The following is a 24,827-nucleotide window of genomic DNA, read 5'->3' on the forward strand; positions in this document are numbered from 1 at the left end:
ACCGCTTAGATCCACCCCTTGCGGGCCGCCTCCACCCCCCCCCCTCCCCCCCCCCGCCCCCCCCCCCCCCCCCCCCCCCCCCCCCCCCCCCCCCGCCCCCTCCCCCCCCCCCCCCCCCCCCGCGACCACCCGTTCGGCGTCAGAGCGAGCGCAGCAGCACCGCCGGGGACTCGACGCAGTCGGCGACGTACCGCAGGAAGCCGCCCGCCGTGCCGCCGTCGCAGACGCGGTGGTCGAAGGTCAGGGACAGCTGGACGACCTGGCGCACGGCCAACTCACCCTGGTGGACCCACGGCTTCGGGATGATCCGGCCCACGCCGAGCATGGCCGCCTCGGGGTGGTTGATGATCGGCGTCGAGCCGTCGACCCCGAAGACCCCGTAGTTGTTCAGGGTGAACGTCCCGCCGGTCAGGTCGGACGGGGCCAGCTTCCCGGCCCGGGCGAGCTCGGTCAGGCGGGCGAACTCCGCCGACAGCGACTCCGGGCTCCGCGTCTGGGCGTCACGGACCACCGGGACCATCAGGCCCCGCTCGGTCTGCGCGGCGAAGCCGAGGTGCACGTCCGGGAGCCGGACGATCTCCTTGGCCGCCAGGTCCACGGTGGAGTTGAGCTCCGGGTAACGGGCCAGCGCCGCCGTACAGATCCGCGCCAGGAGCGCGAGCACCGAGATCTTGGGGCCGCCCACGGCGTTCATCGCCGCCCGGGCCGCCATGAGTTCGGTGGCGTCCGCGTCGACCCAGCAGGTGGCCTCCGGGATCTCCCGGCGGCTGCGCGACAGCTTCTCGGCCACGGCTCCGCGCAGGCCCTTGAGCGGGATCCGCTCGCCCTTCGCGGCCGCGGCCGGGGCGGCCTGGACCGGTGCCGGTGCCGGCGCCGGCGCCCGCAGCGCCGCCTCGACGTCCGCCCGCAGGATCAGCCCCTCGGGGCCCGAACCGGTCAGCCCGCGCAGGTCGACCCCGTTGTCCTTGGCCAGCTTGCGCACCAGCGGCGAGATCACGGGGACCGGCCCGGCCGGGACGGCTACGACCGGCGCGGCGGGCGCGACGGGCGCGACGGGCGCCGCCGGCGGCACGCTGACCGGCACGGCGGCCGGCACGGCGGGCTGCGCCGACACCGCGGCGGTGACGGGTCGCACCCGTCGCCGACGCGCCGGGCGCGATTGGTCCTCGCCGTATCCGATCAGCGGCCGCGGCACACTGCCGGAGCCTTCGGCTTCCGCCGCCGGGGCCGGCGCCGCCGGGGCCTCCGGGAGGGACGACGCCCCCACCGCCACGGTGATCAGCGGGGCCCCTACCGGCAGCTCCGTACCCTCCTCGCCGAAGCGCGCGGTGACCACGCCCCCGTACGGGCACGGCACCTCGACCATCGCCTTGGCCGTCTCGACCTCGACGACGGGCTGGTCGATCGCCACGACGTCCCCGACCGCGACCAGCCAGCGGACGATCTCCGCCTCGGTCAGGCCCTCGCCCAGGTCGGGGAGCTTGAATTCCATTACCTGCGCCATCAGTTCTCCCACTGCAGGCGGGCCACGGCGTCCAGGATCCGGTCGACGCCCGGCAGGTGGTGCTTCTCCAGCATCGGCGGCGGATACGGGATGTCGAAGCCGGTCACGCGCAGCACCGGCGCCTCCAGGTGGTGGAAGCACCGCTCCATGACGCGGGCGGCGATCTCCGCGCCCGGTCCGCCGAAGCCGCCGGCCTCATGGACCACGACCGCGCGACCGGTCCGGCGTACCGCCTGGACGACGGTGTCCTCGTCGAACGGGACCAGCGAGCGCAGGTCCAGGACCTCCAGGTCCCAGCCCTCCGCGCGCGCCGCCTCGGCCGCCTCCAGGCAGACCGGGAGCGAGGGTCCGTAGGTGATCAGCGTCGCGCTCGTGCCCGCACGCCGGACCAGCGCCTTGCCGATGCCGGGGACGGCCGCCGGTGCGTCCGGCGACCACTGCGCCTTCGACCAGTACAGCCGCTTGGGCTCCAGGAAGACCACCGGGTCGTCGCTCGCGATCGAGGCGCGCAGCAGCCCGTACGCGTCCTCGACCGTCGCCGGGGTCACCACGTGCAGACCGGGCGTGGCCGTGTAGTACGCCTCGGAGGAGTCGCAGTGGTGCTCCACGCCGCCGATCCCGCCGCCGTACGGCACGCGGATCGTGATCGGCAGCGGCATGGCGCCGCGAGTCCGGTTGCGCATCTTCGCCACATGGGAGATCAGCTGCTCGAACGCCGGGTAGGCGAACGCGTCGAACTGCATCTCGACCACCGGCCGCAGCCCGTACATGGCCATGCCCACCGCGGCGCCCAGGATCCCGGCCTCCGCGAGCGGGGTGTCGGTGCAGCGGTCCTCGCCGAATTCCTTCGCGAGCCCGTCGGTGATCCGGAAGACCCCGCCCAGCGCCCCGACGTCCTCGCCCATCACGTGGACGGTCGGATCCTCGGCCATCGCGTCGCGCATGGCCCGGGTCAGGGCCTGGGCCATCGTCGCCGGCTTGGTCGCCACCGTCGTCATCACTCGGACTCCGCTTCGAGCTCGGCACGCAGCATCGCCGCCTGTTCGCGCAGCTGGCCGGTCTGCTCCGCGTAGACGTTGGTGAAGAGGTCCATCGGGTCGAGCACCGGCTCCGCGTTCATCTTCTCCCGCAGTTCCGCCGCCATCACCTCGGCCGCGTCCTTGGCCTCCTGGATGCCCGCCGCGTCGAGCAGCCCGCGCGCGGTCAGCTCGCGCTCCAGCAGCTCCACCGGGTCGTGCGCCTTCCACGCCTCGACCTCGGCGTCGCCGCGGTAGCGGGTCGCGTCGTCGGCGTTGGTGTGCGCCTCGATCCGGTAGGTGACGGCCTCGATCAGCGTCGGTCCGCCGCCGGCCCGGGCCCGCCGGACGGCCTCGGACAGCACCTCGTGGACGGCGGCGATGTCGTTGCCGTCGACGAGGCGGCCGGGCATTCCGTACCCCACGGCCTTGTGGGCCAGGGTGGGGGCGGCGGTCTGCTTGGCGAGCGGTACGGATATCGCGAAGCCGTTGTTCTGGACGAGGAAGACCACCGGGGCCTGCCAGACGGCCGCGAAGTTCAGCGCCTCGTGGAAGTCGCCCTCGCTGGTGCCGCCGTCGCCGACCATGGCGAGCGCGACCACGTCGTCCCCGCGCAGCCGGGCGGCGTGCGCCAGGCCCACCGCGTGCGGCAGCTGGGTGGCCAGCGGGGTGCACAGGGGTGCTATCCGGTGCTCGCGCGGGTCGTACCCGGTGTGCCAGTCGCCGCGCAGCAGGGTCAGCGCCTGTACGGGGTCCAGCCCGCGGGCCACGGCCGCGAGGGTGTCGCGGTAGCTCGGGAAGAGCCAGTCCTGCTCCTCCAGGACCAGCGCGGCCGCGATCTCGCAGGCCTCCTGGCCGACGGTGGAGGGGTACACGGCCAGACGGCCCTGCCGGGTGAGGGCGGTCGCCTGGGCGTTGTAGCGGCGGCCGCGCACCAGCTCGGCGTAGCACCGGCGCATCAGCTCCGGGTCGAGCCCCTCGGCGGCCGCGGTGCCCAGCACCCGGTACGGCTCGGGGTCCGGGAGCAGCGGGGCGGCATCCGTACGGGGCCTCCAGGCGGGCGGCGGGGTGGAACGGTGGGACGCACCGGCACCGGGCAGCTCTTGGACCGTCATGGCGGCGTACACCTCCTCGTGGGAAGCGGGCAGGGAGAGCCTCGGATGTGAGGCGCCTCACCTACCGATTGTTCGGTTGTCTGCGCAATTTGGCTACAGGCGGCTCCAGGCTGTGGACAAAGTGGCGCCGGGGCCCTGGGATGGATGCAGGACGTCCAGAAGAGGGAGGCAGTGGGCGATGGCGGATGAACAAATGGCCGGAGCGGGTTCCACGCAGGTCCCACCGGGAGGTGCCCCCGGGACCCCGTCGGTCCCGCCGGTCCCCCAGGCACCGGCGCGCGCGCTGGATCCCGTCGACCGTTCGATCATGCGGCTGCTCCAGACGGACGGCCGGGCGTCGATACGGTCGGTCGCCGAGCAGGTGCACGTGTCCCGGGCGAACGCCTACGCGCGGATCAACCGGCTGATAGACGACGGCGTGATCCGCGGCTTCACGGCCCGCGTGAACCACGAACGCGCGGGCCAGGGCGCCTCCGCGTACATCACTCTGAAGATCGTCCAGAACTCCTGGCGGACGGTGCGCGAGCAGCTCCGCGAGCTCCCGGGCGCGGCCCACATCGCCCTGGTCAGCGGGGACTTCGACGTCCTCCTGCTGGTGCACACCCCGGACAACCGCACCCTGCGCGAGCTGGTCCTGACCCGCCTCCAGGCCATCCCGGAGGTCCTCTCCACCCGCACGCTGCTGGTCTTCGAGGAAACGGACCTCCTCGACCGCGGCCCGGGCCCGGGCGCCGGACCGACGATCTCGGAGGAGTAGCTCAGCGCTTCGTGCGCAGGCCGTCCAGGGCCATGCTGACCACCGCGTCCGCGAGCTGGTCCGGGGGCGTGCCCGGGTGCGGGCGGTACCACTCGACCAGGGAGTTGACCATGCCGAACAGCAGGCGGGTGGCCAGCCGGATGTCGACGTCGGCCCGCAGGTCGCCCTCGGCCGCGGCGGCCTTGAGCAGGTCCGCGACCTGGTGGTCGAACTCCCGGCGGCGCTCCAGCGCCCACCGCTCGGTACGGGTGTTGCCGCGCACGCGCAGCAGGAGCGTCACGTACGGCAGCTCCGCCACCAGGACCTCGACCGTGCGGCGGGTGACGTACTCGACCCGCTCGACCGCGCGGCCCCGTACGGCGCCCTGCTCCTCCAGCACCGCGAAGAGGCCGTCCAGCGCCCGGCTGACGGCCCGGCGCAGCAGCTCTTCCTTGCCCGCGACGTGGTGGTAGATCGACGACTTGGAGATGCCGGCCGCCTTGGAGAGGTGCTCCATCGAGGTGCCGTCGTAGCCGCGCTCGTTGAAGACCTGGACGGCGACGGACAGCAGCGTCTCGGGCGTGTACGTGTCCCGCCTGGCCGCCGTCACTCCGACTCCTGGGCTTCGGCCGTGTCCTCGTCACCGGCGGCGTAGCCCAGCCTGAACAGCGCCAGCGAGGGCGCGTAGCGGCCGCCGGGGCAGCGCTCGTCGAGGTTGTGGAGCAGGTCGTACGCCCAGTCCCGGCCGAGCCGGTCGTGCCATTCGGCGGGCCCGAGCGGGTAGTTGACGCCGAGCCGCATGGCGGTGTCGACGTCCTCGGCGGCGGCCACTCCGCGGGCGACCGCGTCGGCGGTGAGGTCGATCAGCATCGCCACGGTCCTGGCGACGATCATGCCGGGGACGTCGCCGATGACGGAGACCTTCTTGCCGAGCTTCTGGAACAGCCCGACCGCCTCGGCGAGGGTCTGCTCGCTGGTGTCCTCGCCGACGGAGAGCGCGATCCGGGTGGCGCCGCGGTAGTCGAGCGCGAGGTCGAAGTACACGACGTCCGCGAACTCGATCGCGGTCTTGCCGTCCGCGAGGACGAGCTGGCCCTCGCCGGGGAGCTGGATGTACGGGCCCCCGTGCGGGGTGGCGTCGACCGCGATCCCCGCCTCCTCGAAGAGGTCGACCAGCTCGGCGGCCGGTCCGAGGTCGCCGACGACGGAGACCTTCGCCGGGGCGTCCTCGGGGCCGGCGGTGTGCGGGGCGGGTGCCTCCGCGTCCGGGCCGTAGGGGAACCAGCCGTGTCCCGACTTGCGGCCGAGGCGGCCCGACTGGACCAGCCTGCGCTGCGCGAGGGAGGGGGTGAACTTGGGGCTGCGGAAGAACGACTCCCACACCGAGCGGGTGACGGCCTCGTTCACGTCCTGCCCGATCAGGTCGGTCAGCGCGAAGGGGCCCATCTTGAAGCCGCCGCTCTCGCGGAGCACGGCGTCGATGGTCGCGGGGTCGGCGCCCTGCTCCTCGTACACCGCGAAGGCCTCGGCGTAGAAGGGGCGGGCGATCCGGTTGACGATGAAGCCCGGGGTGTCGGCGCAGCGGACCGGCGTCTTCCCCCAGCCCAGCACGGTGGCGTACGCGCGGTCGGCGGCGGCCGGGTCGGTCGCGAATCCGCTGACCACCTCGACCAGCGGGAGCAGCGGGGCCGGGTTGAAGAAGTGCAGGCCGAGGAAGCGGCCGGGGTGCGCGAGACCGGCGGCGAGCTCGGTGACGGACAGGGAGGAGGTGTTGGTGGCCAGCAGGGCGTCCGGCGCGACCACCTCTTCGAGTGCCGCGAAGAGCGCCCGCTTGACGGTGACGTCCTCGACGACGGCCTCGACGACGAGCGCGGCCCCGGCAAGGTCGGACAGCTCGGCGGCCGGATCGATTCGGCCGATCGCGTCCTCGGCCTCGGCCCGGTCCAGCCGGCCCTTGGCGGCCATCCGTTCGACCCGGTCCTGGACCATGCCGACGCCGTCGGCGGCCAGCGACGCGTTGATGTCGTAGATCAGCACGCGGTGACCTGCGAGAAGGGCGACCTGGGCGATGCCCTGTCCCATGGTTCCGGCGCCTACGACCGCCACAGTGCGGGACCGCTCGATTGCTGTCATGACCCGATCCTCCCGCACCGACTTGTCCACAGGTCCGCCGGGCCCTCTTGTCCCGACCGATCGTTCGGTTACTCTAACTCCAGTCTGCTCTTTTTCGCCCGGCTCAACGAGGAGTTGGTCTTGATGGCCGCCGACCAGTCCGCCGCAGCACTGCCCGCATCCCTTCTGTCGGAGCGGCACCGGCCGACCCTCGACCAGGCGCTGGCCGCCATCCGCAGCCGCGCCTACTGGTCCCCGCACCCCGAGCACCCGAAGGCGTACGGCGAGACCGCGCCGGCGGACGGGCTCGCCGCCTTCAAGGCCCTCGACGGCACCCGGTTCGAGCTGGACCAGCCCGGCACCGACGGCTGGACCGGCGGCGAGGTCTCCCCGTACGGCCCGGCGCTCGGCGTGGAGTACCCGCACGCGGACATCGACGTCCTGCTGCCCGCGATGAAGGCCGGCATGGGCGCCTGGCGCGACGCCGGTCCCGAAGTGCGCGCCCTGGTCTGCGTCGAGATCCTGTCGCGCATCTCCGCCCGCACCCACGAGTTCGCGCACGCGGTCATGCACACCAGCGGCCAGGCCTTCATGATGGCGTTCCAGGCCGGCGGCCCCCACGCCCAGGACCGCGGCCTGGAGGCCGTGGCCTACGCGTACGAGGAGCAGACCCGGGTCCCCGGGCAGGCCGACTGGTCCAAGCCGCAGGGCAAGAAGGACCCGCTGGAGCTGGGCAAGACCTTCACCGCGGTCCCGCGCGGCATCGCCCTCATGATCGGCTGCAACACCTTCCCGACCTGGAACGGCTACCCGGGCCTGTTCGCCTCCCTGGCCACCGGCAACCCGGTGCTGGTCAAGCCGCACCCCCGCGCCGTCCTCCCGCTGGCGCTCACGGTCAAGGTGGCCCGCGAGGTCCTCGCCGAGGCCGGCTTCGACCCGAACCTGGTGGCGCTGGCGGTGGAGCGGCCGGGCGAGGGCATCGCCAAGACCCTCGCGGTCCGCCCCGAGATCAAGCTGATCGACTACACCGGTTCCACGGAGTTCGGCGACTGGCTGGAGGACAACGCCCGCCAGGCGCAGGTCTACACGGAGAAGGCCGGCGTCAACACCGTCGTCCTCGACTCCACCGACAACTACAAGGGGATGCTGTCCAACCTGGCGTTCTCGCTGTCCCTGTACAGCGGCCAGATGTGCACCACCCCGCAGAACCTGCTGATCCCGCGCGACGGCATCGCCACGGACGCCGGCCACAAGTCGTACGACGAGGTCGTCGCCGATCTCGCGGCCTCGGTCGGCGGGCTGCTCGGCGACGACGCCCGGGCCAACGCGCTGCTGGGCGCGCTGGTCAACCCGGACGTCAAGGCCCGGCTGGAGGCGGCGGCCGGGCTGGGCGAGGTCGCGCTGGCCTCGCGGGAGATCGCGAACCCCGAGTTCCCGGACGCGGTCGTGCGTACGCCGGTGATGGTGAAGCTGGACGCCGCCAAGCCGGACCCGGAGGCCCCGTACCTCTCCGAGTGCTTCGGCCCGGTCTCCTTCGCGGTGGCCGTGGACTCCACGGCGGACGCCCTCGACCTGCTGCGCCGCACCGTGCGTGAGAAGGGCGCGATGACGGTCGGCGCGTACACGACGTCCACGGACACCGAGCGGGCCATCGAGGAGGTCTGCCTGGAGGAGTCGGCGCAGCTCTCGCTGAACCTCACGGGCGGGGTGTTCGTCAACCAGACCGCGGCCTTCTCGGACTTCCACGGCTCCGGCGGCAACCCCGCGGCGAACGCGGCGCTGTGCGACGGGGCGTTCGTGGCGAACCGCTTCCGGGTGGTGGAGGTCCGCCGCCAGGCGTAGCCGGAGCCGCAGCTGGGGCCCCGGCCGTCACGGCTTGGGGCCGCCCCAGTGGAAGAGGGTCATGGCCACGCTGGTGGCCAGGTTGTAGCTGGAGACCTGCGGCCGCATCGGCAGGGACACCAGCTGGTCGGCGCGGGCGCGCAGCTCGGGCGAGATGCCGTGGCGTTCTGAGCCGAAGGCGAGCAGGGCATCGTCCGGGAGGGTGAGGGAGCGGATGTCCTCGCCCTCCGGGTCGAGCGCGTACAGCGGCCCGGGCGGCAGGGTCTCCAGCGTGACCCGGTCGACGGTGGTGGCGTAGTGCAGGCCGGCGCCCGCGCGGACGACGTTCGGGTGCCAGGGGTCGAGGTCGCCCCGGGTGACGACGCCGGTGGCGCCGAAGCCCGCGGCGAGCCGGACGACCGCGCCGACGTTGCCGAGGTTGCGGGGGTTGTCGAGCACGACGACCGGAGCCCGGCGGGGCAGCTCCGCCAGGGCCGCGCGCCCGGCCTCCCGCGCGGGCCGCACCGCGAGCGCGGCGACCCCGGTGGGATGCACGCGGGGCAGCAGCCCCTTCAGCGGCGCCCGCTGCACCAGCCGGGCCACCTCGGCCTCCACGTCCGGAGCCAGCTCGCGCGCGAGGCCCCGTACCGCGCCGGGCTCGTCCGCGACGGCCATCCGTACCTCGGCCCCGAACCGCAGGGCGTGCTTCAGCGCGTGGAACCCGTCCAGCAGGACCAGGTCCCCCGCCTCGGCGGCCTCCCGCCACCGCCGCACCGTCTCGTCCGCACTTGCCTGCTCACTCATGCCCCGACCCTACGGCGCCCGGCCGGCGGACCCCGCCGGCACCTGGGCGGGCTCGGCGTCCGGCGGGGTCGGCGCGTCCGTCCCGCGGCGGGGCCTCAGCAGGGCGGCCCGCGCGCCGAGCCAGACCAGGAACCCGGTCGGCAGGAACACCGCGTCGGCGGCGATCATCGCCAGGGAGAAGAACGGCAGCCCCAGCAGCACCGCGATCCCCGCGTGCTCGACGATCATCACGCCCAGCAGCACGTTCTTGATCCGCCGGTTGAACAGCGTGAACGGGAACGCCACCTGCACCGCCACCGTCCCGTACGACAGCAGCATCACCATCGTCCCGCTGCTCGCCAGCAGCGAGGACAGCCCCGGCCAAGGGGTGAAGTAGTCCAGCCCCAGCGGGTAGTACAGCGCGGTTCCGTCCTGCCACCGCGACCCCTGGATCTTGTACCAGCCCGCGGTCGCGTAGATCAGGCACACCTCCGCCATGATCACCAGCATCCCCGCGTTGTGCAGCACGTTCGCGAGGACGTCGAGGACCGCCCGCCCCTCCCCCGTCGGCTCGTAGCGGTCGACCATCCACCACAGCGCGGTGCCCACCCACACGGCCGCGAAGGCCACCAGCCAGCCGTACCCGAAGCGCGCGGTCACCGCCCCGTACGCGAAGAGCACGCCGAGGACGGCCCACAGCACCGGCCCGGCCGCCCCGGCCGTGGCCGATCCGCAGCGCGCCGCCCGCCTCGCGTCCAGGGACCAGACCTGCGCGCACCGCGTCAGCACCAGGTAGATCGCCATCAGGTGGATGACGTTGTCCCCGCCGTCGCCCATGAAGACGCTGCGGTTCTGCAGCGACAGCACTCCGACCATGAACAGCACCGACATCGCCCGCGACCGCCAGCCCAGCATCAGCAGCAGGCTGGCCAGCACGGACACGGCGTACACGAGCTCGAACCACAGCGTCGAGTCCGACCACATCAGCACCGTGAACGCCCGGTTGGAGGCGATCAGGCGCTCGGCCATCCCCCAGCTCCAGGGGCCGTCGGGCCCGTACAGCTCGTGCCGGTTCGGGAACTCCCACAGCAGGAAGAACAGCCAGGTCCCGGCGAAGCCGATGCGGATCACGGCGCTCTGGTACGGGCCCAGCGCCTGCCCGGTGACCTTCGCCAGCGCCCGCGAGGCGGACGCCCGCACCCTCACACCGTCCACCACGCCAGCTCCCGGTAGTACGTCTCGGTGTCGGACTTCTCGTCGGACCACTTCGGCGCGGCCACCGCCTTCGTGGCCGAGCGCAGCTGGATCCGTACGATCACCGCACCGGGCGGCTGCCGGGGCTCCAGCCGCTGGAGCGCGATGCGCCGCAGGTACTGCTCGGAGAGCTCGCCGCGCTCGCCGTTCGCCTTGTTGTCCTCGTCGTGGGAGCCGGTGAAGAAGTCCCAGGCCCGCCGGAGCTCGTTCTGCTGGGTGTGGCTCGGCAGCAGGTTGTGCCGGATGGCTTCGCCGTCCTCGGCGGACAGGTCGCGCCAGTCGCCGGTGACCAGCTCGCCGTCCGCGCCGCGCACCTGGGCCCGTACCTGCACCGCGATGTTCTGCTGGAGCGGATTGGGGGCGAAGAGCTTCCAGTTCTGTTCGAACTCGGGGTAGATCCAGCCGTCGACCGTCTGCGCGTGCTGCTTGCTCACGGTGTTGCTCGGGGCCACGTGCAGGAAGACGAACGCCAGGTGCCAGCAGGCGGCGACGGCCACGGCGCCCAGCGCGAGCGCGACGGCGACCCGGTAGGGAGCGGACAGGCCGGCGATACCGGGCGCCCGCGGCGGCGGGGCGGCCGTTTCCGAGGGCTCTCGCGGCGGCGGGGCGGCCTTTTCCACGGGCTCTCGCTCGTTCGAATCCATCCCGTCCCGATCGTCCGGCGTCCACAGGGTTGACCACAGAGGTTGACACCCTACGGGCCTGCGTCTCACCATTGAAGAGGATGAACCGAACGATCGGTCGGTCGGGCGGACGGACACTCTGGCAAGGGGACCGGGATGGTTGCAGTGACCCCGGAGACGGGGCAGGACCTCGGCGCGCAGCTCGCGGCGGCGTTCGACGCGGCCGTGGCGGCGGACGAGCGCGTGGAGCCGCGGGACTGGATGCCCGACGAATACCGCGCCACCCTGGTCCGGCAGATGGCCCAGCACGCCCATTCCGAGATCATCGGCATGCAGCCCGAGGCCAACTGGATCACCCGCGCGCCCTCGCTGCGCCGCAAGGCGATCCTGATGGCGAAGGTCCAGGACGAGGCGGGCCACGGCCTGTACCTCTACAGCGCCGCCGAGACGCTGGGCACCAGCCGCGACGAGCTGCTGGACAAGCTCCACGCGGGCAAGCAGAAGTACTCCTCGATCTTCAACTACCCCACGCTGACCTGGGCCGACGTCGGCGCGATCGGCTGGCTGGTCGACGGCGCCGCGATCACCAACCAGGTGCCGATCTGCCGCTGCTCCTACGGTCCCTACGCGCGGGCCATGGTCCGGATCTGCAAGGAGGAGTCCTTCCACCAGCGGCAGGGCTTCGAGCTCCTCATGGCCCTGTCCAAGGGCACCGAGGAGCAGCACGCGATGGCGCAGGACGCGGTCGACCGGTGGTGGTGGCCCTCGCTGATGATGTTCGGCCCGCCCGACGGCGAGTCGGCTCACTCGGCGCAGTCCATGGCCTGGCGGATCAAGCGGCACTCCAATGACGAGCTGCGCCAGCGCTTCGTGGACATCGCCGTCCCGCAGGCCGAGGCGCTCGGCCTGACCCTGCCCGACCCGGACCTCAAGTGGAACGAGCAGCGCGGGCACCACGACTTCGGCGCGATCGACTGGGCGGAGTTCTGGGACGTGCTCAAGGGCAACGGCCCGTGCAACGACCAGCGCATCGGCCAGCGCCGCAGGGCACACGAGGAAGGCGCCTGGGTCCGCGAGGCGGCCGCGGCCTATGCCGAGAAGCACGCACACGCAGGCCAGGCAGCACAGGCACAGGAAGTCACGGAAAGCGAGGCACGGGTATGACGCAGAACTGGCCGCTGTGGGAGGTGTTCGTGCGCTCGCGGCGCGGCCTCTCGCACACGCACGCGGGAAGCCTGCACGCCCCCGACGCGGAGATGGCCCTGCGCAACGCCCGCGATCTCTACACCCGGCGCGGCGAGGGCATCTCGATCTGGGTGGTCCCCTCCGCCGAGATCACCGCCTCCTCGCCCGACGAGCGGGACCCCTTCTTCGCCCCGTCCGCCGACAAGCCGTACCGGCACCCCACCTTCTACGAGATCCCCGAGGGGGTGCACCACCTGTGACCAGCACCGATGTCGTGAATTCCGCGGCCCTCGCCCTCGGGGACGACGCGCTGATCCTCTCCCACCGCCTCGGCGAGTGGGCGGGCCACGCCCCGGTCCTGGAGGAGGAGGTCGCCCTCGCCAACATCGCCCTCGACCTGCTCGGCCAGGCCCGCATCCTGCTGTCCATGGCCGGCGACGAGGACGAGCTGGCGTTCCTGCGCGAGGAGCGGTCCTTCCGCTGCCTCCAGCTCGTCGAGCAGCCCAACGGCGACTTCGCCCACACCATCGCCCGCCAGCTCTACTTCTCGCTCTACCAGCACGAGCTCTACGGCCTGCTCGCGGCCGGGGACGGCCCGTTCGGGCCGCTCGCCGCCAAGGCGGTCAAGGAGACGGCGTACCACCGCGACCACGCCGAGCAGTGGACGCTGCGGCTCGGCGACGGCACCGAGGAGAGCCGCAGCCGCATGCGGACCGCCCTGGACGCGCTGTGGAAGTACACCGGCGAGATGTTCCAGCCGGTGGACGGACTCGACGGCGTGGACTGGACCGCCCTGGAGGAGCGCTGGCTGGCCACGCTGACCGGCGTACTGGAGCGGGCCGGGCTCGCACTGCCCGAGGGGCCGCGCACCGGCGCGTGGGCAGCCGGAGCCGGACGCCAGGGCCTGCACACCGAGCCGTTCGGGCGGCTGCTCGCCGAGATGCAGCACCTGCACCGGAGCCACCCGGGGGCGTCATGGTGACGTACACCGACCGCACCACCGACGCCGAGGCGCAGGACGCGACCGCGGGCGCGACCCGGCTGGAGACGGAGCTCGCCGCACTGGCCGGCTCCGTGCCCGACCCCGAGCTGCCCGTGCTCACCCTCGGCGAGCTCGGCGTCCTGCGCGGCGTGCGGATGCATGAGGACGGCCACGCCGAGGTCACCCTCACCCCCACGTACACCGGCTGCCCCGCCATCGAGGCCATGTCCGCCGACATCGAGCGGGTCCTGACCGACCACGGGATACCCCGGGTGCAGGTCCGCACCGTGCTCGCCCCCGCCTGGTCGACCGACGACATCAGCGCCGAGGGCCGCCGCAAGCTGGCCGAGTTCGGCATCGCCCCGCCGCGGCCGCACGCCGCCGACGGACCCGTACCGCTCACCCTGTCGGTCCGCTGCCCCCACTGCGGATCCACCGACACCGAGCTGCTCAGCCGGTTCTCCTCCACCGCATGCAAGGCGCTGCGCCGCTGCACCGCGTGCCGGGAACCGTTCGACCACTTCAAGGAGCTGTAAATGGCTGTGTCCACGCCGGCCACGCCGTCAGCCTCGATGGTGACCCCGCGCCCCGCACGGCACGGCGCGTTCCACCCGCTGACGGTGGCCGCGGTCGAGCCGCTCACCGACGACTCCGTGGCGCTGACCCTGGCCGTTCCGCCGGAGCTGCGCGACGAGTACCGGCACGCACCCGGCCAGCACCTCACGCTGCGCCGCAGCGCCCCGGGCGGCTCCGAGGTCCGGCGCACCTACTCGATCTGCTCCCCCGCCCCGGCGGCCGACGGGCCCGGGCCCGCGCTGCTGCGGGTCGGCGTGCGCCTGGTCGAGGGCGGCGAGTTCTCCACGTTCGCGCACAAGGAGGTCGCCGCCGGGGACGTGCTCGACGTGATGGTCCCGGCCGGGCGGTTCGTCCTGGACCCGGCCGCCGCCCCGACGGCCGCCCACTACGCGGCCGTCGTCGGCGGCAGCGGCATCACCCCGGTGCTGTCGATCGCCGCCACGCTGCTCGCGGCCCGGCCCGATGCCCGGTTCTGCCTGGTGCGCAGCGACCGTACCGCCGCGTCGACGATGTTCCTGGAGGAGGTCGCCGACCTGAAGGACCGCTACCCCGAGCGGTTCCAGCTGGTCACGGTCCTGTCCCGGGAGGAGCAGGACGCCGGGCTGCCGTCCGGGCGGCTCGATGAGGAGCGGCTCACCGCCCTGCTCCCCGCGCTGCTGCCGGTCGCCGATCTGACGGGCTGGTTCCTGTGCGGGCCGTACGGGCTGGTCCTCGGCGCGGAGCGGGCCCTCGGCGCCCTGGGCGTGGTGCGCACCCGGATCCATGAGGAGATCTTCCACGTCGAGGACACGGCCGCGCCGGCCCCCGCCCCGACCTCGGCCACCGCCGCACACGGGCGGGTCACCGCCAGGCTCGACGGGCGCTCCGGCACCTGGGCGGTCCGGGACGGCGAATCCCTGCTGGACGCGGTGCTGCGCAACCGCGCCGACGCCCCGTACGCCTGCAAGGGCGGGGTCTGCGGTACCTGCCGGGCCTTCCTGGTGACGGGCGAGGTCCGGATGGACCGCAACTTCGCCCTGGAGTCGGAGGAGACCGAGGCCGGGTTCGTGCTGGCCTGCCAGTCGCACCCGGTGACGGAGGAAGTGGAGATCGACTTCGACCGCTGAGTGCAGTGCGCTGCCTGTCCTTTTTCGGGCCCTGTCCTTTTTCCAGAACCTGTTCTATCTTGACGCTCCGTCAGACCTGAACGGGATCCGGTGCGCGCGGGAGGACAGGCAGTGGACTTCACCTTCACCGAGGAGCAGCAGGCCGCCGTCGAGGCGGCGAAGGCGGTGTTCGCGGATGTCGCCCCGGACGGCGTGCCCAGCCCCGCGCTCACGCCGAGGGCCGTGGCCGAGGAGTTCGACCGCGCGCTGTGGGCCAAGCTGGCCGACTCCGACCTGCTGAGCCTGGTCCTCGCCGAGGAGTACGGCGGGGCGGGACTCGACGCCATCGCCCTGTGCCTGGTGCTGCGCGAGTCCGCCAGGGTGCTGGCCCGAGTGCCGCTGCTGGAGCACTGCGCCACCGCCATGGCCGTCCAGGCCCACGCCAGTCCCGAGCTGAAGTCCGCCCTGCTGCGCGACGCCGGGCAGGGCAGCCTCGTCCTGACCGCGGCAGCGCACGGCCGCACCGGGCACGACCCGGCCGAGCTGTCCGTCACCGCCCGCAGCGACGGCGGGGAATGGGTCCTGGACGGGGTGCAGACCGCCGTCGCCTGGGCGCAGAACGCCGACTGGATCGCCGTACCCGCCCACTCCGGGGAGGGCGAGGCCGTCCTCGCGTTCGTCCCGCGCGTTACCGCCGGGCTGACCCTCGCCGAGCAGTACTCCACGACCGGGGAGCGGCTCGCCGAACTCTCCCTGGACGGCGTCCGTGTGCCGGCCGCCCATCTCATCGACCGGCCCGACGCCTGGGAGCGGCTCCGCCAGCTCCTCGCCACCGGCACCTGCGCACTCGCGCTGGGCCTCGGCGAGGGTGTGCTCACGATGACCAGCCAGTACACGAGCAAGCGCGAGCAGTTCGGCTTCCCGGTGGCCACCTTCCAGGCCGTCGCCGTCCAGGCCGCCGACCGCTACATCGACCTGCGCGCCATGGAGGTCACCCTCTGGCAGGCCGCCTGGCGACTCGACGCCTCCACCGGCGGGGCGGGCGGGCCGCTGCCGAGCGCCGGTGACGTCGCGGTGGCCAAGATCTGGGCCTCCGAAGGCGTGCGCCGCGTCGTACAGACCGCCCAGCACCTGCACGGCGGCTTCGGCGCCGACACCGACTACCCGCTGCACCGCTACCACGCCTGGGCCAAGCAGCTGGAGCTCCAGCTCGGCCCGGCCGCCGTGCACGAGGAGGCGCTGGGCGACCTGCTGGCCGCCCACCCCCTCGGCTGAGACCGGCCACGGCCGGCCCTACAGCTCCCTGTATCCGAGCTACAGCACGAAGGCCGGGTTCCCGCTGTCCGTCACCATCGGGCGCCCGGCACCGTCCCAGGCCAGCATTCCGCCGTCGATGTTGACGGCGTCGATGCCCTGGTTCAGCAGGTACTGGGTGACCTGCGCGGAGCGCCCGCCCACCCGGCACATCACGTGGACGCGGCCGCCGTCCTCGTTGGCCTCCGTCAGCTGGCCGAAGCGGGCCACGAAGTCGCTCATCGGGATGTGCAGCGCACCTTCCACATGCCCGGCCGCCCATTCGTCGTCCTCACGGACGTCCAGGACAAAGCCTTCGGAGGGCACCGCGGCGGCGTCCACCGAGGGAAGCGGTCCGAAGTTCATACGTCGCCTTCTCTCATCGCAGATAGGAAGCCCAACCTATCCGAGGGCCGGGCCGTCACGCGGTGGCGATCGCCGCCAGTTCGGCCTCGCGCTCGGAGACCTGCGCCAGCAGCTGCTCCGCGATCTCCTCCAGCAGCCGGTCCGGGTCCTCGGGCGCCATCCGCAGCATCGACCCGATCGCGCTGTCCTCCAGCTCCCGGGCGACCACCGACAGCAGCTCCTTGCGCCGGGAGAGCCACTCCAGCCGCGCGTACAGCTCCTCGCTCTCGCTCGGCTGCGCCTCCTGCGGCGCCGGACCGGCCGCCCATTCCTCGGCCAGCTCGCGCAGCAGCCGCTCCTCGCCCCGTCCGTAGGCGGCATTGACCCGCGCGATGAACGCGTCCCGGCGCTCCCGCTCGGCCTCGTCCTGGGCCAGGTCCGGGTGCGCCTGGCGGACCAGCTCGCGGTAGAGGCGGCGTACCTCCTCGGTCGGGCGCACGCGCTCCGGCGGCTTCACGCTCCGGTCGGTGAGCATCGCGGACGCGTCGTCGGAGATGCCGTCCGAGTCCAGCCAGTCGTGGAAGAGCTCCTCCACCCCCGGCATCGGCATCACCAGGGAACGGGCCTCACGCGCCCGGCGCAGGTCCTCCGCGTCTCCGGTGCGGGCCGCCTTCGCCTCGGCGATCAGCGCGTCCAGCTCGTCGAGGCGCGAGTACATCGGGCCGAGCTTCTGGTGGTGTAGCCGGGAGAAGTTCTCCACCTCCACACGGAAGGTCTCCACCGCGATCTCGAACTCGATCAGTGCCTGCTCAGCGGCGCGCACGGCACGCTCCAGGCGCGCCTCGGGCCGCTCGTCGCCGGAGGGGCCGGGCTCTTCGGGGGCTGTCTGCTCGCTCACCCGGCCAGCCTAAGGCCCGAGGGCGCGGGTGTTTCACGTGAAACATCGGCCGGTTTCACGTGAAACACCGCTGCCGCGGTCCTCAGACCCCGGCCTCCGCCGCGATCCGCCCGGAGCGCACGGCGGCCACCAGATCCGCGTGGTCGGCCTCGCTGCGGTCGGCGTAGGCCACCGCGAAGGCGGCCATCGCCTCGTCGAACTCCTCGTTCTTCCCGCAGTACCCGGCGAGCACCCGCGGATCGGCGCTGTGCGCGTGCGCCCGGGCCAGCAGCGCGCCGGTCATCCGGCCGTAGTCGTCGAACTGCTCGACGGCCAGCGCCGCCGGGTCCACGCTGCCCTTGCGGTTGCGGAACTGCCGGACCTGGAACGGCCGGCCCTCCACCGTGGTCCAGCCGAGCAGGATGTCGGACACCACCTGCATCCGCTTCTGCCCGGCCACCACCCGGCGTCCCTCGTGCTCCTCCGGCGCGGAAGCGAAGCCCAGCGCGGGCAGGTGCGGCAGCAGCACCGAGGGCCGGGCCTCCTTCACCTGAAGGACCAGCGCCTCGCCCCGGTGGTCGAGCAGCAGCACCACGTACGAGCGGGTCCCGACGCTGCCGGTGCCCACCACCCGGAAGGCCACGTCGTGGATCGCGTACCGGGCCAGCAGCGGCAGCCGGTCCCCCTGGAGGGTCTCCAGGTACGGGCCCAGCGAGGCGGCCACGGCTGCCGCCTCCCCGTCCCCGACCCGGCGCAGCACCGGCAGCGCGTCGACGAACCGGCGGCCCCCGTCGGGCGCCGCCTCGGTGGACTTGGCGGCGAAGCGGGCGGAGGTGTTGTTGCGGGCCTTCTCCGAGACCCGCTCCAGCGTGCCCAGCAGATCCCGGGCATCGGTGTGCGAGACGAGCTCCTCGTCGGCGATGGCGTTCCACGCGTCCAGGGCCGGCAGCTTGGCCAGCAGCCGCATGGTCCGGCGGTAGGCGCCCACCGAGTCGAGGGCGGCGGCCCGGCAGGTGTCCTCGTCCGCGCCGGCCACCCGCCCGGCCAGCACCAGCGAGGTCGCCAGCCGCTTCAGGTCCCACTCCCAGGGCCCGAACACGGTCTCGTCGAAGTCGTTGAGGTCGATGACGAGCCGGCCGCGCGCGTCCCCGTACAGCCCGAAGTTGGCCGCGTGGGCGTCACCGCAGATCTGCGCGCCGACGCCGGTCACCGGCCCGCCGGACAGGTCGTACGCCATCAGCCCGGCCGAACCGCGCAGGAAGGCGAAGGGGTTGGCGGCCATCCGGCCCACCCGTATCGGCGCCAGCTCGGCGACCCGCCCGACGTTGGACTCCTCCACCGCCCGCACCGCGTCGGGACGTCCGGCCGGGGCCTCGAAGCGGGCGTGCGCCGACCTCGGCACGCGCGTACGCAGCGCCCTGCCGGCCTCCTTGGGCGACGCGGCCCGGGACCCGGCACCGGACCGGCCCTCGGCCCCCGTCCCGCCCCACCGTGCGAACCCGGCGACCGCCGGGATCCGCCCCGTCACATCCGGCGCCACCACGCGCTGTTCCGGTACCGCAATCATTCGCGCCGCCCCCACCCGCACTGTTCGTACCGCTCGATCGACATCGAAGGACATCAAGTCGGCCCGACCGTATCTACAGCCCGGCGTCCCTGGCCAGCAGGGCCGCCTGCACCCGGTTGTCGCACTCCAGCTTCGCCAGGATCCGGCTGACATACGTCTTCACCGTCGCCTCGCTCATGTGCAGCCGCCGGCCCGCATCAGCGTTGGAGAGCCCCTCCCCCAGCAGGGCCAGCACTCCGCGCTCGCGCTCGCTCAGCGCCGCCACCCGCTGCCGGGCCTCCTCGCCGCGCCCCACGGCCTGCCCCGAGGCCAGCTGGTCCACCACGTGCCGGGTCGCCGCCGGCGAGAGGTACGCGTCCCCGGCCGCGGCCGCCCGTACCGCGCCGATCAGTTCACCGGGCGCCGAGTCCTTCAGCAGGAACCCCGCGCTGCCCTGGCCCAGCGCCCGCAGCACGTTCTCCTTCTCCCCGAAGGTGGTCAGGACCAGCGCCCGCACATCGGGCAGCACCCGCGCCAGCTCGCCGAGCGCGGTCAGCCCGTCCATCACTGGCATCTGGATGTCCAGCAGCACCACGTCCGGCGCGTGCGACCTCGCCAGCTCCACCGCCTCCCGGCCGTTGCCCGCCTCGGCGACGACCTCGATGTCCGGCGCCGAGGTCAGGATCATCCTGATCCCGGCCCGGATCAGCGGTTCGTCATCGGCGATCACTACTCGGATCACCCTGGCTGTCACCCGCGTCACCCGTGCTCCTACTTCTTGACCTCGTAAAACTGTTTGTCGACGAGCTTGCCGTCCTTGAAGCAGAACCGGAAAACCTGGTCCGTGGACAGGTCCGTGCCCTCCTTGGACAGGAGCACCAGACACTTCGCGCCCTCCGGCACGGGCGGCCCCTTGCGATCCATCCCCGCCGTCAGGATGCCCTCCCCGTGGGGCAGCTGCTCACGGACGGCGTCCTCCGACTGGCCGACCTGCACGGCGTCGTAGTCCGCCCGGCTGATCATCTCGTCGCCCATCGTGCCCACCAGGAACAGCACCCCGGCTCCGATCACGATCACCAGCAGCACCACCGCCGCCACCGCGATTCCGCAGCCCAGCGCGACGCCCCCGGTCCTGCTGCGCCCCCGCGTCAGCTCCCGGTCCACCGCCGCCCAGTCCATCGGCGGGGCGCCCTTCAGGCCCTGCGCCTGGAGCCGCTGCCCGAAGTCGTCGGCGATGTCCTCGACCCCGGCCGGCTCCGCCCCGTAGGGCAGCACCCCGGCCACCCGGAACCCGCCGCCCTCGGCGGGTCCGGCGTGCACCATCCCGCCGACCAGCCGCGCCCGCTCGCGCAGCCCCGTCAGCCCCTGTCCGCCCGAGACCACCTCGCCCGCACCGGGCCCGGCCGCGGGCCCGTTGGCGATCTCCACCACCAGCGAGTCGTCCTCGTACCGCAGTTCCACCGTGATCGGGGCCCCCGGCGCGTGCTTGTACGCGTTCGTCAGCGCCTCCTGCACGATCCGGTACGCCGCGTGGTCACAGGCGGCGCCCAGCGGCCGCGGCGCCCCCGCACCCGTCAGCCGTACGTCGGTTCCCGCGCTCCGTGCCGCCTCCACGATCCCGGCGATGCCCGCGACCCCCCGGGCGGCGGGCTGCGCCTCCTCCTCCGGGGCCGGCGCCTCCACCCCGTCCCGCAGGATCCCGACGACCTCGCGCAGCTCGTGCATGGCCGCGACCGAGGCCTGGCGCAGCACGCCCACCGCCTCGCGCTGGCGCTCCGTCAGCTGGGGGTCGACCTCCAGCGCCCCGGTGTGCACCGAGATCAGCGCGAGTTGGTGGCCCAGGCTGTCGTGCATGTCCTGGGCGATGCGCTGCCGTTCGCGCAGCCGGGCCTGCCCGGCGACCATCGCGCGCTCCCGCATCAGCTGCCCGTTGCGCTCCTGGAGCGCCCGCAGCAGGGTCCGCCGCTGCGACCAGTACCGGCTGGCCAGACCCGGCATCACGGTCGTCGCCAGGAACATCAGGGTGCCGAAGACGATCAGCAGCCACGGCCGGCCCTGCGGCTGGTCCTTGAGCAGGGTGAAGGCGATCGTCGCGGCCAGGGCCACGGTGAACGCGCCCAGCGCCCGGCCCACCCCGACGATCCGCCGCCCCGCGGACCAGCCCAGCAGGCTCGTGACCAGGAACGTCCCCGGCAGATAGGCCCCCAGGGCCGAACCCACCACGAGCGTCGCCACCGGCAGCCGCCGGCGCAGCAGAGTGAGAGCGAACACAGTCAGGGCGCTGACCAGCATCCGCCCCGCGGAACCGTTGTCGAGCTCCTCGACCCCCACGCCGAGCACCGCCAGCACACCGGCCAGCGCCAGATCCCCCGCCAGCATCCGCCGGGTCCACTGCTCGGGACCCCTCAGCCAGTCCCAGCCCGCACGCACCCTCGCCGTCGCATCCACGCGCCCGACCCTAAACACCGTCCCCCGCGCGGGACAGCTCTCTTTCGTCGCGCCCCGCACGACGAAAGTCGTACGGCCCACCCCCGAACCCCGGGGCGCCCGCCGCCCGTTCGGGGAACGACGAAAGAGCCCCCGCTCCGGATTTCTCCGGAGCGGGGGCTCTTTCACATGTGGGCGAGGGGGGATTTGAACCCCCACGTCCCGAAGGACACTGGCACCTGAAGCCAGCGCGTCTGCCGTTCCGCCACTCGCCCGAGCGGCTCCCCAGCGGTTCTTCCCTTTCGGGCCGTTCCCCTGGCGACGAACGAAAGATTAGCACGTAGAACGGGGTGGATTCACATCCCTTTCCCCGCACCCGCCACGGCGCACGACGACGGCCCCTCCCGCACTCCGCTCCGCGTGCGGGACACTGTCCTTGGGGCGCCCCTACGATCGCTTGTGAGGACCAACACTCCTCCGCACGTGAGAGATGGGGAACCACCCGAATCCGCCACGCGTGGATACGATCAGTAAGCAGTACCAGGACGACAACGACGGAGGAGGTGCCCCATGGGAGTTCTGAAGCGGTTCGAGCAGCGACTCGAAGGTCTGGTGAACGGCACCTTCGCCAAGGTGTTCAAGTCCGAGGTCCAGCCGGTGGAGATCGCCGGAGCCCTCCAGCGGGAGTGCGACAACAACGCCACCATCTGGAACCGTGAGCGGACCGTCGTCCCCAACGACTTCATCGTGGAGCTCAGCGCCGGTGACTACGACCGTCTGAGCCCCTACTCCGGGCAGCTCGGCGACGAGCTCGCGGGCCTGGTCCGCGACTACGCCAAGCAGCAGCGCTACAGCTTCATGGGCCCCATCAAGGTGCACCTGGAGAAGGCCGAGGACCTGGACACCGGGCTCTACCGCGTCCGCAGCCGCACCCTCGCCTCCAGCACCTCCCAGGCCCCCGGCGGCCCGCAGGGCTCGCACGGCCCGCAAGGCCCCCAGGGCCAGCCGGGCGGCGGCTACGGCTACCCGCCGGTGGGCGCACCGCCCATGCCGCCGGGCCCGCCCCCGGGCGGACCCGGTGCGCGCAGGCCGGCCCCCACAGGACCGGCTCCCGTACCCGCCGGCGGCGCCGGCACCATGCGCCGGTGGATCGAGATCAACGGCACCCGCCACCAGATCTCGCGCCCCACGCTCGTACTCGGCCGAAGCACCGAAGCCGACGTGCGGATCGACGACCCCGGCGTATCCCGCCGGCACTGTGAGATCCGGACCGGAACGCCTCCGACGATCCAGGATCTCGGGTCCACCAACGGCATCGTGGTGGACGGGCAGCACACCACCCGCGCTACGCTCCGCGACGGCTCGCGGATCGTCGTGGGCAGCACCACCATCATTTACCGACAAGCCGAAGGGTGAAGCGGGGGCAATGTCAGAGCTGACCCTGACGGTCATGCGGTTGGGTTTCCTGGCCGTTCTGTGGCTGTTCGTCATCGTGGCCGTCCAGGTCATCCGCAGCGATCTCTTCGGTACGAGAGTCACGCAGCGCGGCTCCCGCCGCGGCGCGAGCGCCACCGGCGCCCAGCAGCAGGCGGGCGGCGGCCGCCAGGGTGCGCCACCGCAGCAGCGCCAGCGCCGCGGTGCACCGACCAAGCTCGTCGTCTCCGAGGGCACCCTCACGGGTACCACGGTGGCCCTCGCCGGCCAGACGATCACGCTGGGCCGCGCCCACGACTCCACGATCGTGCTGGACGACGACTACGCCTCCAGCCGCCATGCCAGGATCTATCCCGACCGTGACGGGCAGTGGATCGTCGAGGATCTCGGGTCCACCAACGGCACGTATCTCGACCGGACCCGGCTGACCACCCCGACGCCCATTCCGCCGGGCGCCCCGATCCGCATCGGCAAGACCGTCATCGAGCTGCGGAAGTAGTACGAGAATGATCGAGCGGAGCGAGCGAGCCGCGGCGGTCCGTCCCACAGGGGACACGGACCCGAGCGCGCTCCCGACCGGAGGGTGGGCAGTGTGGCTCGAGACCGGTTGCAGCCGGAGGCTTCTTCGACAGGGCAGGTGCGTATGAGTCTGTCCCTGCGGTTCGCCGCCGGATCGCACAAGGGCATGATCCGCGAGGGCAACGAGGACTCCGGCTACGCCGGTCCGCGCCTCCTCGCGATCGCCGACGGCATGGGCGGCCAGGCCGCCGGCGAAGTCGCGAGCTCCGAGGTGATCTCCACCCTCGTGCAGCTCGACGACGACGTCCCGGGATCCGACATCCTCACCTCCCTCGCGACGGCCGTGCAGCGCGCCAATGACCAGCTGCGCGTCATGGTCGAGGAGGATCCCCAGCTCGAGGGCATGGGCACCACGCTGACCGCCCTGCTGTGGACCGGCCAGCGCCTCGGCCTGGTCCACGTCGGCGACTCACGCGCCTACCTGCTCCGCGACGGCCTGCTGACGCAGATCACCCAGGACCACACCTGGGTGCAGCGCCTCGTCGACGAGGGCCGGATCACCGAAGAGGAAGCCACCACCCACCCGCAGCGCTCCCTGCTGATGCGCGCGCTGGGCAGCGGCGACATCGTCGAGCCCGACCTCTCCATCCGCGAGGTCAGGGCCGGCGACCGCTACCTCATCTGCTCCGACGGGCTCTCCGGCGTCGTCTCCCACCAGACCCTGGAGGAGACCCTCGCCGACTACCACGGTCCGCACGAGACCGTGCAGGCCCTGATCCAGCTCGCGCTGCGCGGCGGCGGACCCGACAACATCACCTGCATCGTCGCCGACGTCCTCGACACGGACAGCGGGGACACCCTCGCCGCCCAGCTGAACGACACCCCGGTGGTCGTCGGCGCGGTCGCCGAGAACCAGCACCAGCTCTTCGACGGCGGCAACGCCATGCAGACCCCGGCCGGCCGCGCCTCCGGGCTCGGCCGCCAGGTCCCCCCGCCCGCCGGCGCCTTCGGCCCCCCCGGCAGCGGCGAGGCCCCCGGTTACGGATACGGCGGCGACCAGGGCGGCGCGTACGGCAGCTTCGGCGAAGCCGAGCCGTACGACGACGACTCGCGCTTCGACGACACGTACGACCACCCGCGCCGGCGCCGCTCCAAAGGGCGCAAGTGGACCACCCGCACGCTGACGCTGCTGATCATCGCCGGTGTCGTCGGCGGCGGCCTCTACGCGGGCTGGCGCTGGACGCAGACCCAGTACTACGTCGGCATCAAGGGCGAGCACGTCGCGCTCTTCCGCGGCATCAGCCAGAAGCTCGGCCCGGTCGAGCTCTCCAAGGTGGAGACCGACCGCCCCGACATCGAACTGAAGTACCTGCCGCCCTTCAAGCGCAAGCAGGTCGAGGCCACCATCAGCGAAAGCAGCCTCGACGGCGCCCGCAAGAAGATCGACGAGCTCGCCAACCAGGTCTCCGCCTGCAAGAAGGACGAAGAGCGGCGCGCCGCCGAAGCGCAGAACAACCAAACGCCCGGCCCCACCCTGACTCCCGCAGAGCAGGATCTGGTCGGTTTTTGCGAAAAGCAGTAGACATACGCGGGC

24 protein-coding genes and 1 tRNA gene are annotated in these 24,827 nt (G+C 72.7%); 11 read left to right on the plus strand and 14 right to left on the minus strand.

Annotation, left to right across the window (positions count from 1 at the left end; all coding sequences use genetic code 11):
• Positions 1–139: 139 nt before the first annotated feature.
• The 3 genes from ACZ7GJ_RS27195 to pdhA are packed head-to-tail and all read right to left on the minus strand — an operon-like array spanning position 140 to position 3,635.
• The gene (locus ACZ7GJ_RS27195) at positions 140–1,504 is read right to left on the minus strand and encodes a dihydrolipoamide acetyltransferase family protein (protein WP_470755533.1); all 1,365 of its coding nucleotides are present in this window, start codon (positions 1,502–1,504) and stop codon (positions 140–142) included.
• Positions 1,504–2,502, minus strand: a complete 999-nt coding sequence (locus ACZ7GJ_RS27200) for an alpha-ketoacid dehydrogenase subunit beta (RefSeq protein WP_470755534.1) — start codon at positions 2,500–2,502, stop codon at positions 1,504–1,506. The genes ACZ7GJ_RS27195 and ACZ7GJ_RS27200 overlap by 1 nt, the downstream gene beginning before the upstream one ends.
• Positions 2,502–3,635 carry a pyruvate dehydrogenase (acetyl-transferring) E1 component subunit alpha gene (pdhA, locus tag ACZ7GJ_RS27205; protein WP_470755535.1) on the minus strand — a complete coding sequence of 378 codons (1,134 nt, stop codon included), beginning with the start codon at positions 3,633–3,635 and terminating at the stop codon, positions 2,502–2,504. The genes ACZ7GJ_RS27200 and pdhA overlap by 1 nt, the downstream gene beginning before the upstream one ends.
• Positions 3,636–3,813: 178 nt before the next feature.
• On the opposite strand from pdhA, the gene ACZ7GJ_RS27210 reads away from it, so the two are divergent.
• Positions 3,814–4,392 carry an Lrp/AsnC family transcriptional regulator gene (locus tag ACZ7GJ_RS27210; protein ID WP_470755536.1) on the plus strand — a complete coding sequence of 193 codons (579 nt, stop codon included), beginning with the start codon at positions 3,814–3,816 and terminating at the stop codon, positions 4,390–4,392.
• Position 4,393: 1 nt separating this feature from the next.
• Here ACZ7GJ_RS27210 and ACZ7GJ_RS27215 read toward each other — a convergent pair whose 3' ends face one another.
• Positions 4,394–4,981, minus strand: a complete 588-nt coding sequence (locus ACZ7GJ_RS27215; protein ID WP_365921960.1) for a TetR/AcrR family transcriptional regulator — start codon at positions 4,979–4,981, stop codon at positions 4,394–4,396.
• Entirely contained in the window at positions 4,978–6,504 is a 1,527-nt protein-coding gene (locus ACZ7GJ_RS27220; RefSeq protein ID WP_470755537.1) for a 3-hydroxyacyl-CoA dehydrogenase, read from the minus strand. The genes ACZ7GJ_RS27215 and ACZ7GJ_RS27220 overlap by 4 nt, the downstream gene beginning before the upstream one ends.
• Positions 6,505–6,627: 123 nt before the next feature.
• Here ACZ7GJ_RS27220 and paaN point away from each other — a divergent pair, with 123 nt between their 5' ends.
• Positions 6,628–8,325 carry a phenylacetic acid degradation protein PaaN gene (gene paaN, locus ACZ7GJ_RS27225; protein WP_470755538.1) on the plus strand — a complete coding sequence of 566 codons (1,698 nt, stop codon included), beginning with the start codon at positions 6,628–6,630 and terminating at the stop codon, positions 8,323–8,325.
• Between the two features lie 27 nt (positions 8,326–8,352).
• On the opposite strand, the gene ACZ7GJ_RS27230 is transcribed toward paaN, so the two are convergent.
• Genes ACZ7GJ_RS27230 through ACZ7GJ_RS27240 form a run of 3 tightly spaced genes read right to left on the minus strand, consistent with a single transcriptional unit; the run spans position 8,353 to position 10,985 of the window.
• Positions 8,353–9,108, minus strand: coding sequence for a TrmH family RNA methyltransferase (locus ACZ7GJ_RS27230; RefSeq protein WP_470755539.1), 756 nt, complete (start codon positions 9,106–9,108; stop codon positions 8,353–8,355).
• Positions 9,109–9,117: 9 nt separating this feature from the next.
• Positions 9,118–10,302 (minus strand): HTTM domain-containing protein, encoded by a 1,185-nt coding sequence (locus tag ACZ7GJ_RS27235; RefSeq protein ID WP_470755540.1) that lies wholly within the window; start codon positions 10,300–10,302, stop codon positions 9,118–9,120.
• A complete protein-coding gene (locus ACZ7GJ_RS27240; protein WP_470755541.1) occupies positions 10,290–10,985 on the minus strand; it encodes a DUF5819 family protein in 696 nt (231 codons plus the stop codon). The genes ACZ7GJ_RS27235 and ACZ7GJ_RS27240 overlap by 13 nt, the downstream gene beginning before the upstream one ends.
• 135 nt (positions 10,986–11,120) lie before the next feature.
• Here ACZ7GJ_RS27240 and paaA point away from each other — a divergent pair, with 135 nt between their 5' ends.
• The 6 genes from paaA to ACZ7GJ_RS27270 all read left to right on the plus strand — a co-directional run bounded on the left by paaA (position 11,121) and on the right by ACZ7GJ_RS27270 (position 16,067).
• Entirely contained in the window at positions 11,121–12,128 is a 1,008-nt protein-coding gene (gene paaA, locus ACZ7GJ_RS27245; RefSeq protein WP_470755542.1) for a 1,2-phenylacetyl-CoA epoxidase subunit PaaA, read from the plus strand.
• Positions 12,125–12,409, plus strand: a complete 285-nt coding sequence (gene paaB / locus ACZ7GJ_RS27250) for a 1,2-phenylacetyl-CoA epoxidase subunit PaaB (RefSeq protein WP_132758176.1) — start codon at positions 12,125–12,127, stop codon at positions 12,407–12,409. The genes paaA and paaB overlap by 4 nt, the downstream gene beginning before the upstream one ends.
• Positions 12,406–13,131 carry a 1,2-phenylacetyl-CoA epoxidase subunit PaaC gene (gene paaC / locus ACZ7GJ_RS27255; RefSeq protein WP_470755543.1) on the plus strand — a complete coding sequence of 242 codons (726 nt, stop codon included), beginning with the start codon at positions 12,406–12,408 and terminating at the stop codon, positions 13,129–13,131. The genes paaB and paaC overlap by 4 nt, the downstream gene beginning before the upstream one ends.
• Positions 13,125–13,667 (plus strand): 1,2-phenylacetyl-CoA epoxidase subunit PaaD, encoded by a 543-nt coding sequence (paaD, locus tag ACZ7GJ_RS27260; RefSeq protein ID WP_470755544.1) that lies wholly within the window; start codon positions 13,125–13,127, stop codon positions 13,665–13,667. The genes paaC and paaD overlap by 7 nt, the downstream gene beginning before the upstream one ends.
• A gap of 36 nt (positions 13,668–13,703) precedes the next feature.
• Entirely contained in the window at positions 13,704–14,813 is a 1,110-nt protein-coding gene (locus tag ACZ7GJ_RS27265) for a 2Fe-2S iron-sulfur cluster-binding protein (RefSeq protein WP_470755590.1), read from the plus strand.
• Positions 14,814–14,924: 111 nt separating this feature from the next.
• Entirely contained in the window at positions 14,925–16,067 is a 1,143-nt protein-coding gene (locus ACZ7GJ_RS27270; RefSeq protein WP_470755545.1) for an acyl-CoA dehydrogenase family protein, read from the plus strand.
• Between the two features lie 39 nt (positions 16,068–16,106).
• Here ACZ7GJ_RS27270 and ACZ7GJ_RS27275 read toward each other — a convergent pair whose 3' ends face one another.
• The 6 genes from ACZ7GJ_RS27275 to ACZ7GJ_RS27300 all read right to left on the minus strand — a co-directional run bounded on the left by ACZ7GJ_RS27275 (position 16,107) and on the right by ACZ7GJ_RS27300 (position 21,555).
• Positions 16,107–16,451, minus strand: coding sequence for a rhodanese-like domain-containing protein (locus tag ACZ7GJ_RS27275; RefSeq protein WP_470755546.1), 345 nt, complete (start codon positions 16,449–16,451; stop codon positions 16,107–16,109).
• Between the two features lie 55 nt (positions 16,452–16,506).
• On the minus strand, positions 16,507–17,328 hold the full coding sequence (locus ACZ7GJ_RS27280) for a J domain-containing protein (protein WP_470755547.1): 822 nt from the start codon (positions 17,326–17,328) through the stop codon (positions 16,507–16,509).
• An 82-nt stretch (positions 17,329–17,410) separates the two neighbouring features.
• Positions 17,411–18,874, minus strand: a complete 1,464-nt coding sequence (locus ACZ7GJ_RS27285; protein WP_470755548.1) for a DUF2252 domain-containing protein — start codon at positions 18,872–18,874, stop codon at positions 17,411–17,413.
• A 73-nt stretch (positions 18,875–18,947) separates the two neighbouring features.
• Entirely contained in the window at positions 18,948–19,607 is a 660-nt protein-coding gene (locus tag ACZ7GJ_RS27290; protein ID WP_470755591.1) for a response regulator, read from the minus strand.
• 17 nt (positions 19,608–19,624) lie between these two features.
• Entirely contained in the window at positions 19,625–21,301 is a 1,677-nt protein-coding gene (locus ACZ7GJ_RS27295; RefSeq protein ID WP_470755549.1) for a sensor histidine kinase, read from the minus strand.
• A 171-nt stretch (positions 21,302–21,472) separates the two neighbouring features.
• A tRNA-Leu gene (locus ACZ7GJ_RS27300) sits at positions 21,473–21,555 on the minus strand.
• A gap of 295 nt (positions 21,556–21,850) precedes the next feature.
• On the opposite strand from ACZ7GJ_RS27300, the gene ACZ7GJ_RS27305 reads away from it, so the two are divergent.
• The 3 genes from ACZ7GJ_RS27305 (at position 21,851) to ACZ7GJ_RS27315 (ending at position 24,815) form a co-directional block, all read left to right on the plus strand.
• A complete protein-coding gene (locus ACZ7GJ_RS27305) occupies positions 21,851–22,696 on the plus strand; it encodes an FhaA domain-containing protein (RefSeq protein WP_470755550.1) in 846 nt (281 codons plus the stop codon).
• A 10-nt stretch (positions 22,697–22,706) separates the two neighbouring features.
• A complete protein-coding gene (locus ACZ7GJ_RS27310; RefSeq protein WP_470755551.1) occupies positions 22,707–23,213 on the plus strand; it encodes an FHA domain-containing protein FhaB/FipA in 507 nt (168 codons plus the stop codon).
• Between the two features lie 144 nt (positions 23,214–23,357).
• Positions 23,358–24,815, plus strand: coding sequence for a PP2C family protein-serine/threonine phosphatase (locus tag ACZ7GJ_RS27315; RefSeq protein WP_470755552.1), 1,458 nt, complete (start codon positions 23,358–23,360; stop codon positions 24,813–24,815).
• The last annotated feature ends 12 nt before the right edge of the window (positions 24,816–24,827 follow it).

Source organism: Streptomyces sp. NPDC037242 (assembly GCF_055604165.1).

Coding starts and splice junctions, on each gene's coding strand:
- ACZ7GJ_RS27265 (WP_470755590.1), top strand. CDS start 13,704: ATGGTGACCCCGCGCCCCGCACGGCACGGCGCGTTCCACCCGCTGACG.
- ACZ7GJ_RS27305 (WP_470755550.1), top strand. CDS start 21,851: ATGGGAGTTCTGAAGCGGTTCGAGCAGCGACTCGAAGGTCTGGTGAAC.
- ACZ7GJ_RS27195 (WP_470755533.1), bottom strand. CDS start 1,504: ATGGCGCAGGTAATGGAATTCAAGCTCCCCGACCTGGGCGAGGGCCTG.
- ACZ7GJ_RS27230 (WP_470755539.1), bottom strand. CDS start 9,108: ATGAGTGAGCAGGCAAGTGCGGACGAGACGGTGCGGCGGTGGCGGGAG.
- paaA (WP_470755542.1), top strand. CDS start 11,121: ATGGTTGCAGTGACCCCGGAGACGGGGCAGGACCTCGGCGCGCAGCTC.
- ACZ7GJ_RS27200 (WP_470755534.1), bottom strand. CDS start 2,502: ATGACGACGGTGGCGACCAAGCCGGCGACGATGGCCCAGGCCCTGACC.
- ACZ7GJ_RS27220 (WP_470755537.1), bottom strand. CDS start 6,504: ATGACAGCAATCGAGCGGTCCCGCACTGTGGCGGTCGTAGGCGCCGGA.
- ACZ7GJ_RS27210 (WP_470755536.1), top strand. CDS start 3,814: ATGGCGGATGAACAAATGGCCGGAGCGGGTTCCACGCAGGTCCCACCG.
- pdhA (WP_470755535.1), bottom strand. CDS start 3,635: ATGACGGTCCAAGAGCTGCCCGGTGCCGGTGCGTCCCACCGTTCCACC.
- ACZ7GJ_RS27240 (WP_470755541.1), bottom strand. CDS start 10,985: ATGGATTCGAACGAGCGAGAGCCCGTGGAAAAGGCCGCCCCGCCGCCG.
- ACZ7GJ_RS27310 (WP_470755551.1), top strand. CDS start 22,707: ATGTCAGAGCTGACCCTGACGGTCATGCGGTTGGGTTTCCTGGCCGTT.
- ACZ7GJ_RS27315 (WP_470755552.1), top strand. CDS start 23,358: ATGAGTCTGTCCCTGCGGTTCGCCGCCGGATCGCACAAGGGCATGATC.
- paaB (WP_132758176.1), top strand. CDS start 12,125: ATGACGCAGAACTGGCCGCTGTGGGAGGTGTTCGTGCGCTCGCGGCGC.
- ACZ7GJ_RS27275 (WP_470755546.1), bottom strand. CDS start 16,451: ATGAACTTCGGACCGCTTCCCTCGGTGGACGCCGCCGCGGTGCCCTCC.
- ACZ7GJ_RS27285 (WP_470755548.1), bottom strand. CDS start 18,874: ATGATTGCGGTACCGGAACAGCGCGTGGTGGCGCCGGATGTGACGGGG.
- paaN (WP_470755538.1), top strand. CDS start 6,628: ATGGCCGCCGACCAGTCCGCCGCAGCACTGCCCGCATCCCTTCTGTCG.
- paaD (WP_470755544.1), top strand. CDS start 13,125: ATGGTGACGTACACCGACCGCACCACCGACGCCGAGGCGCAGGACGCG.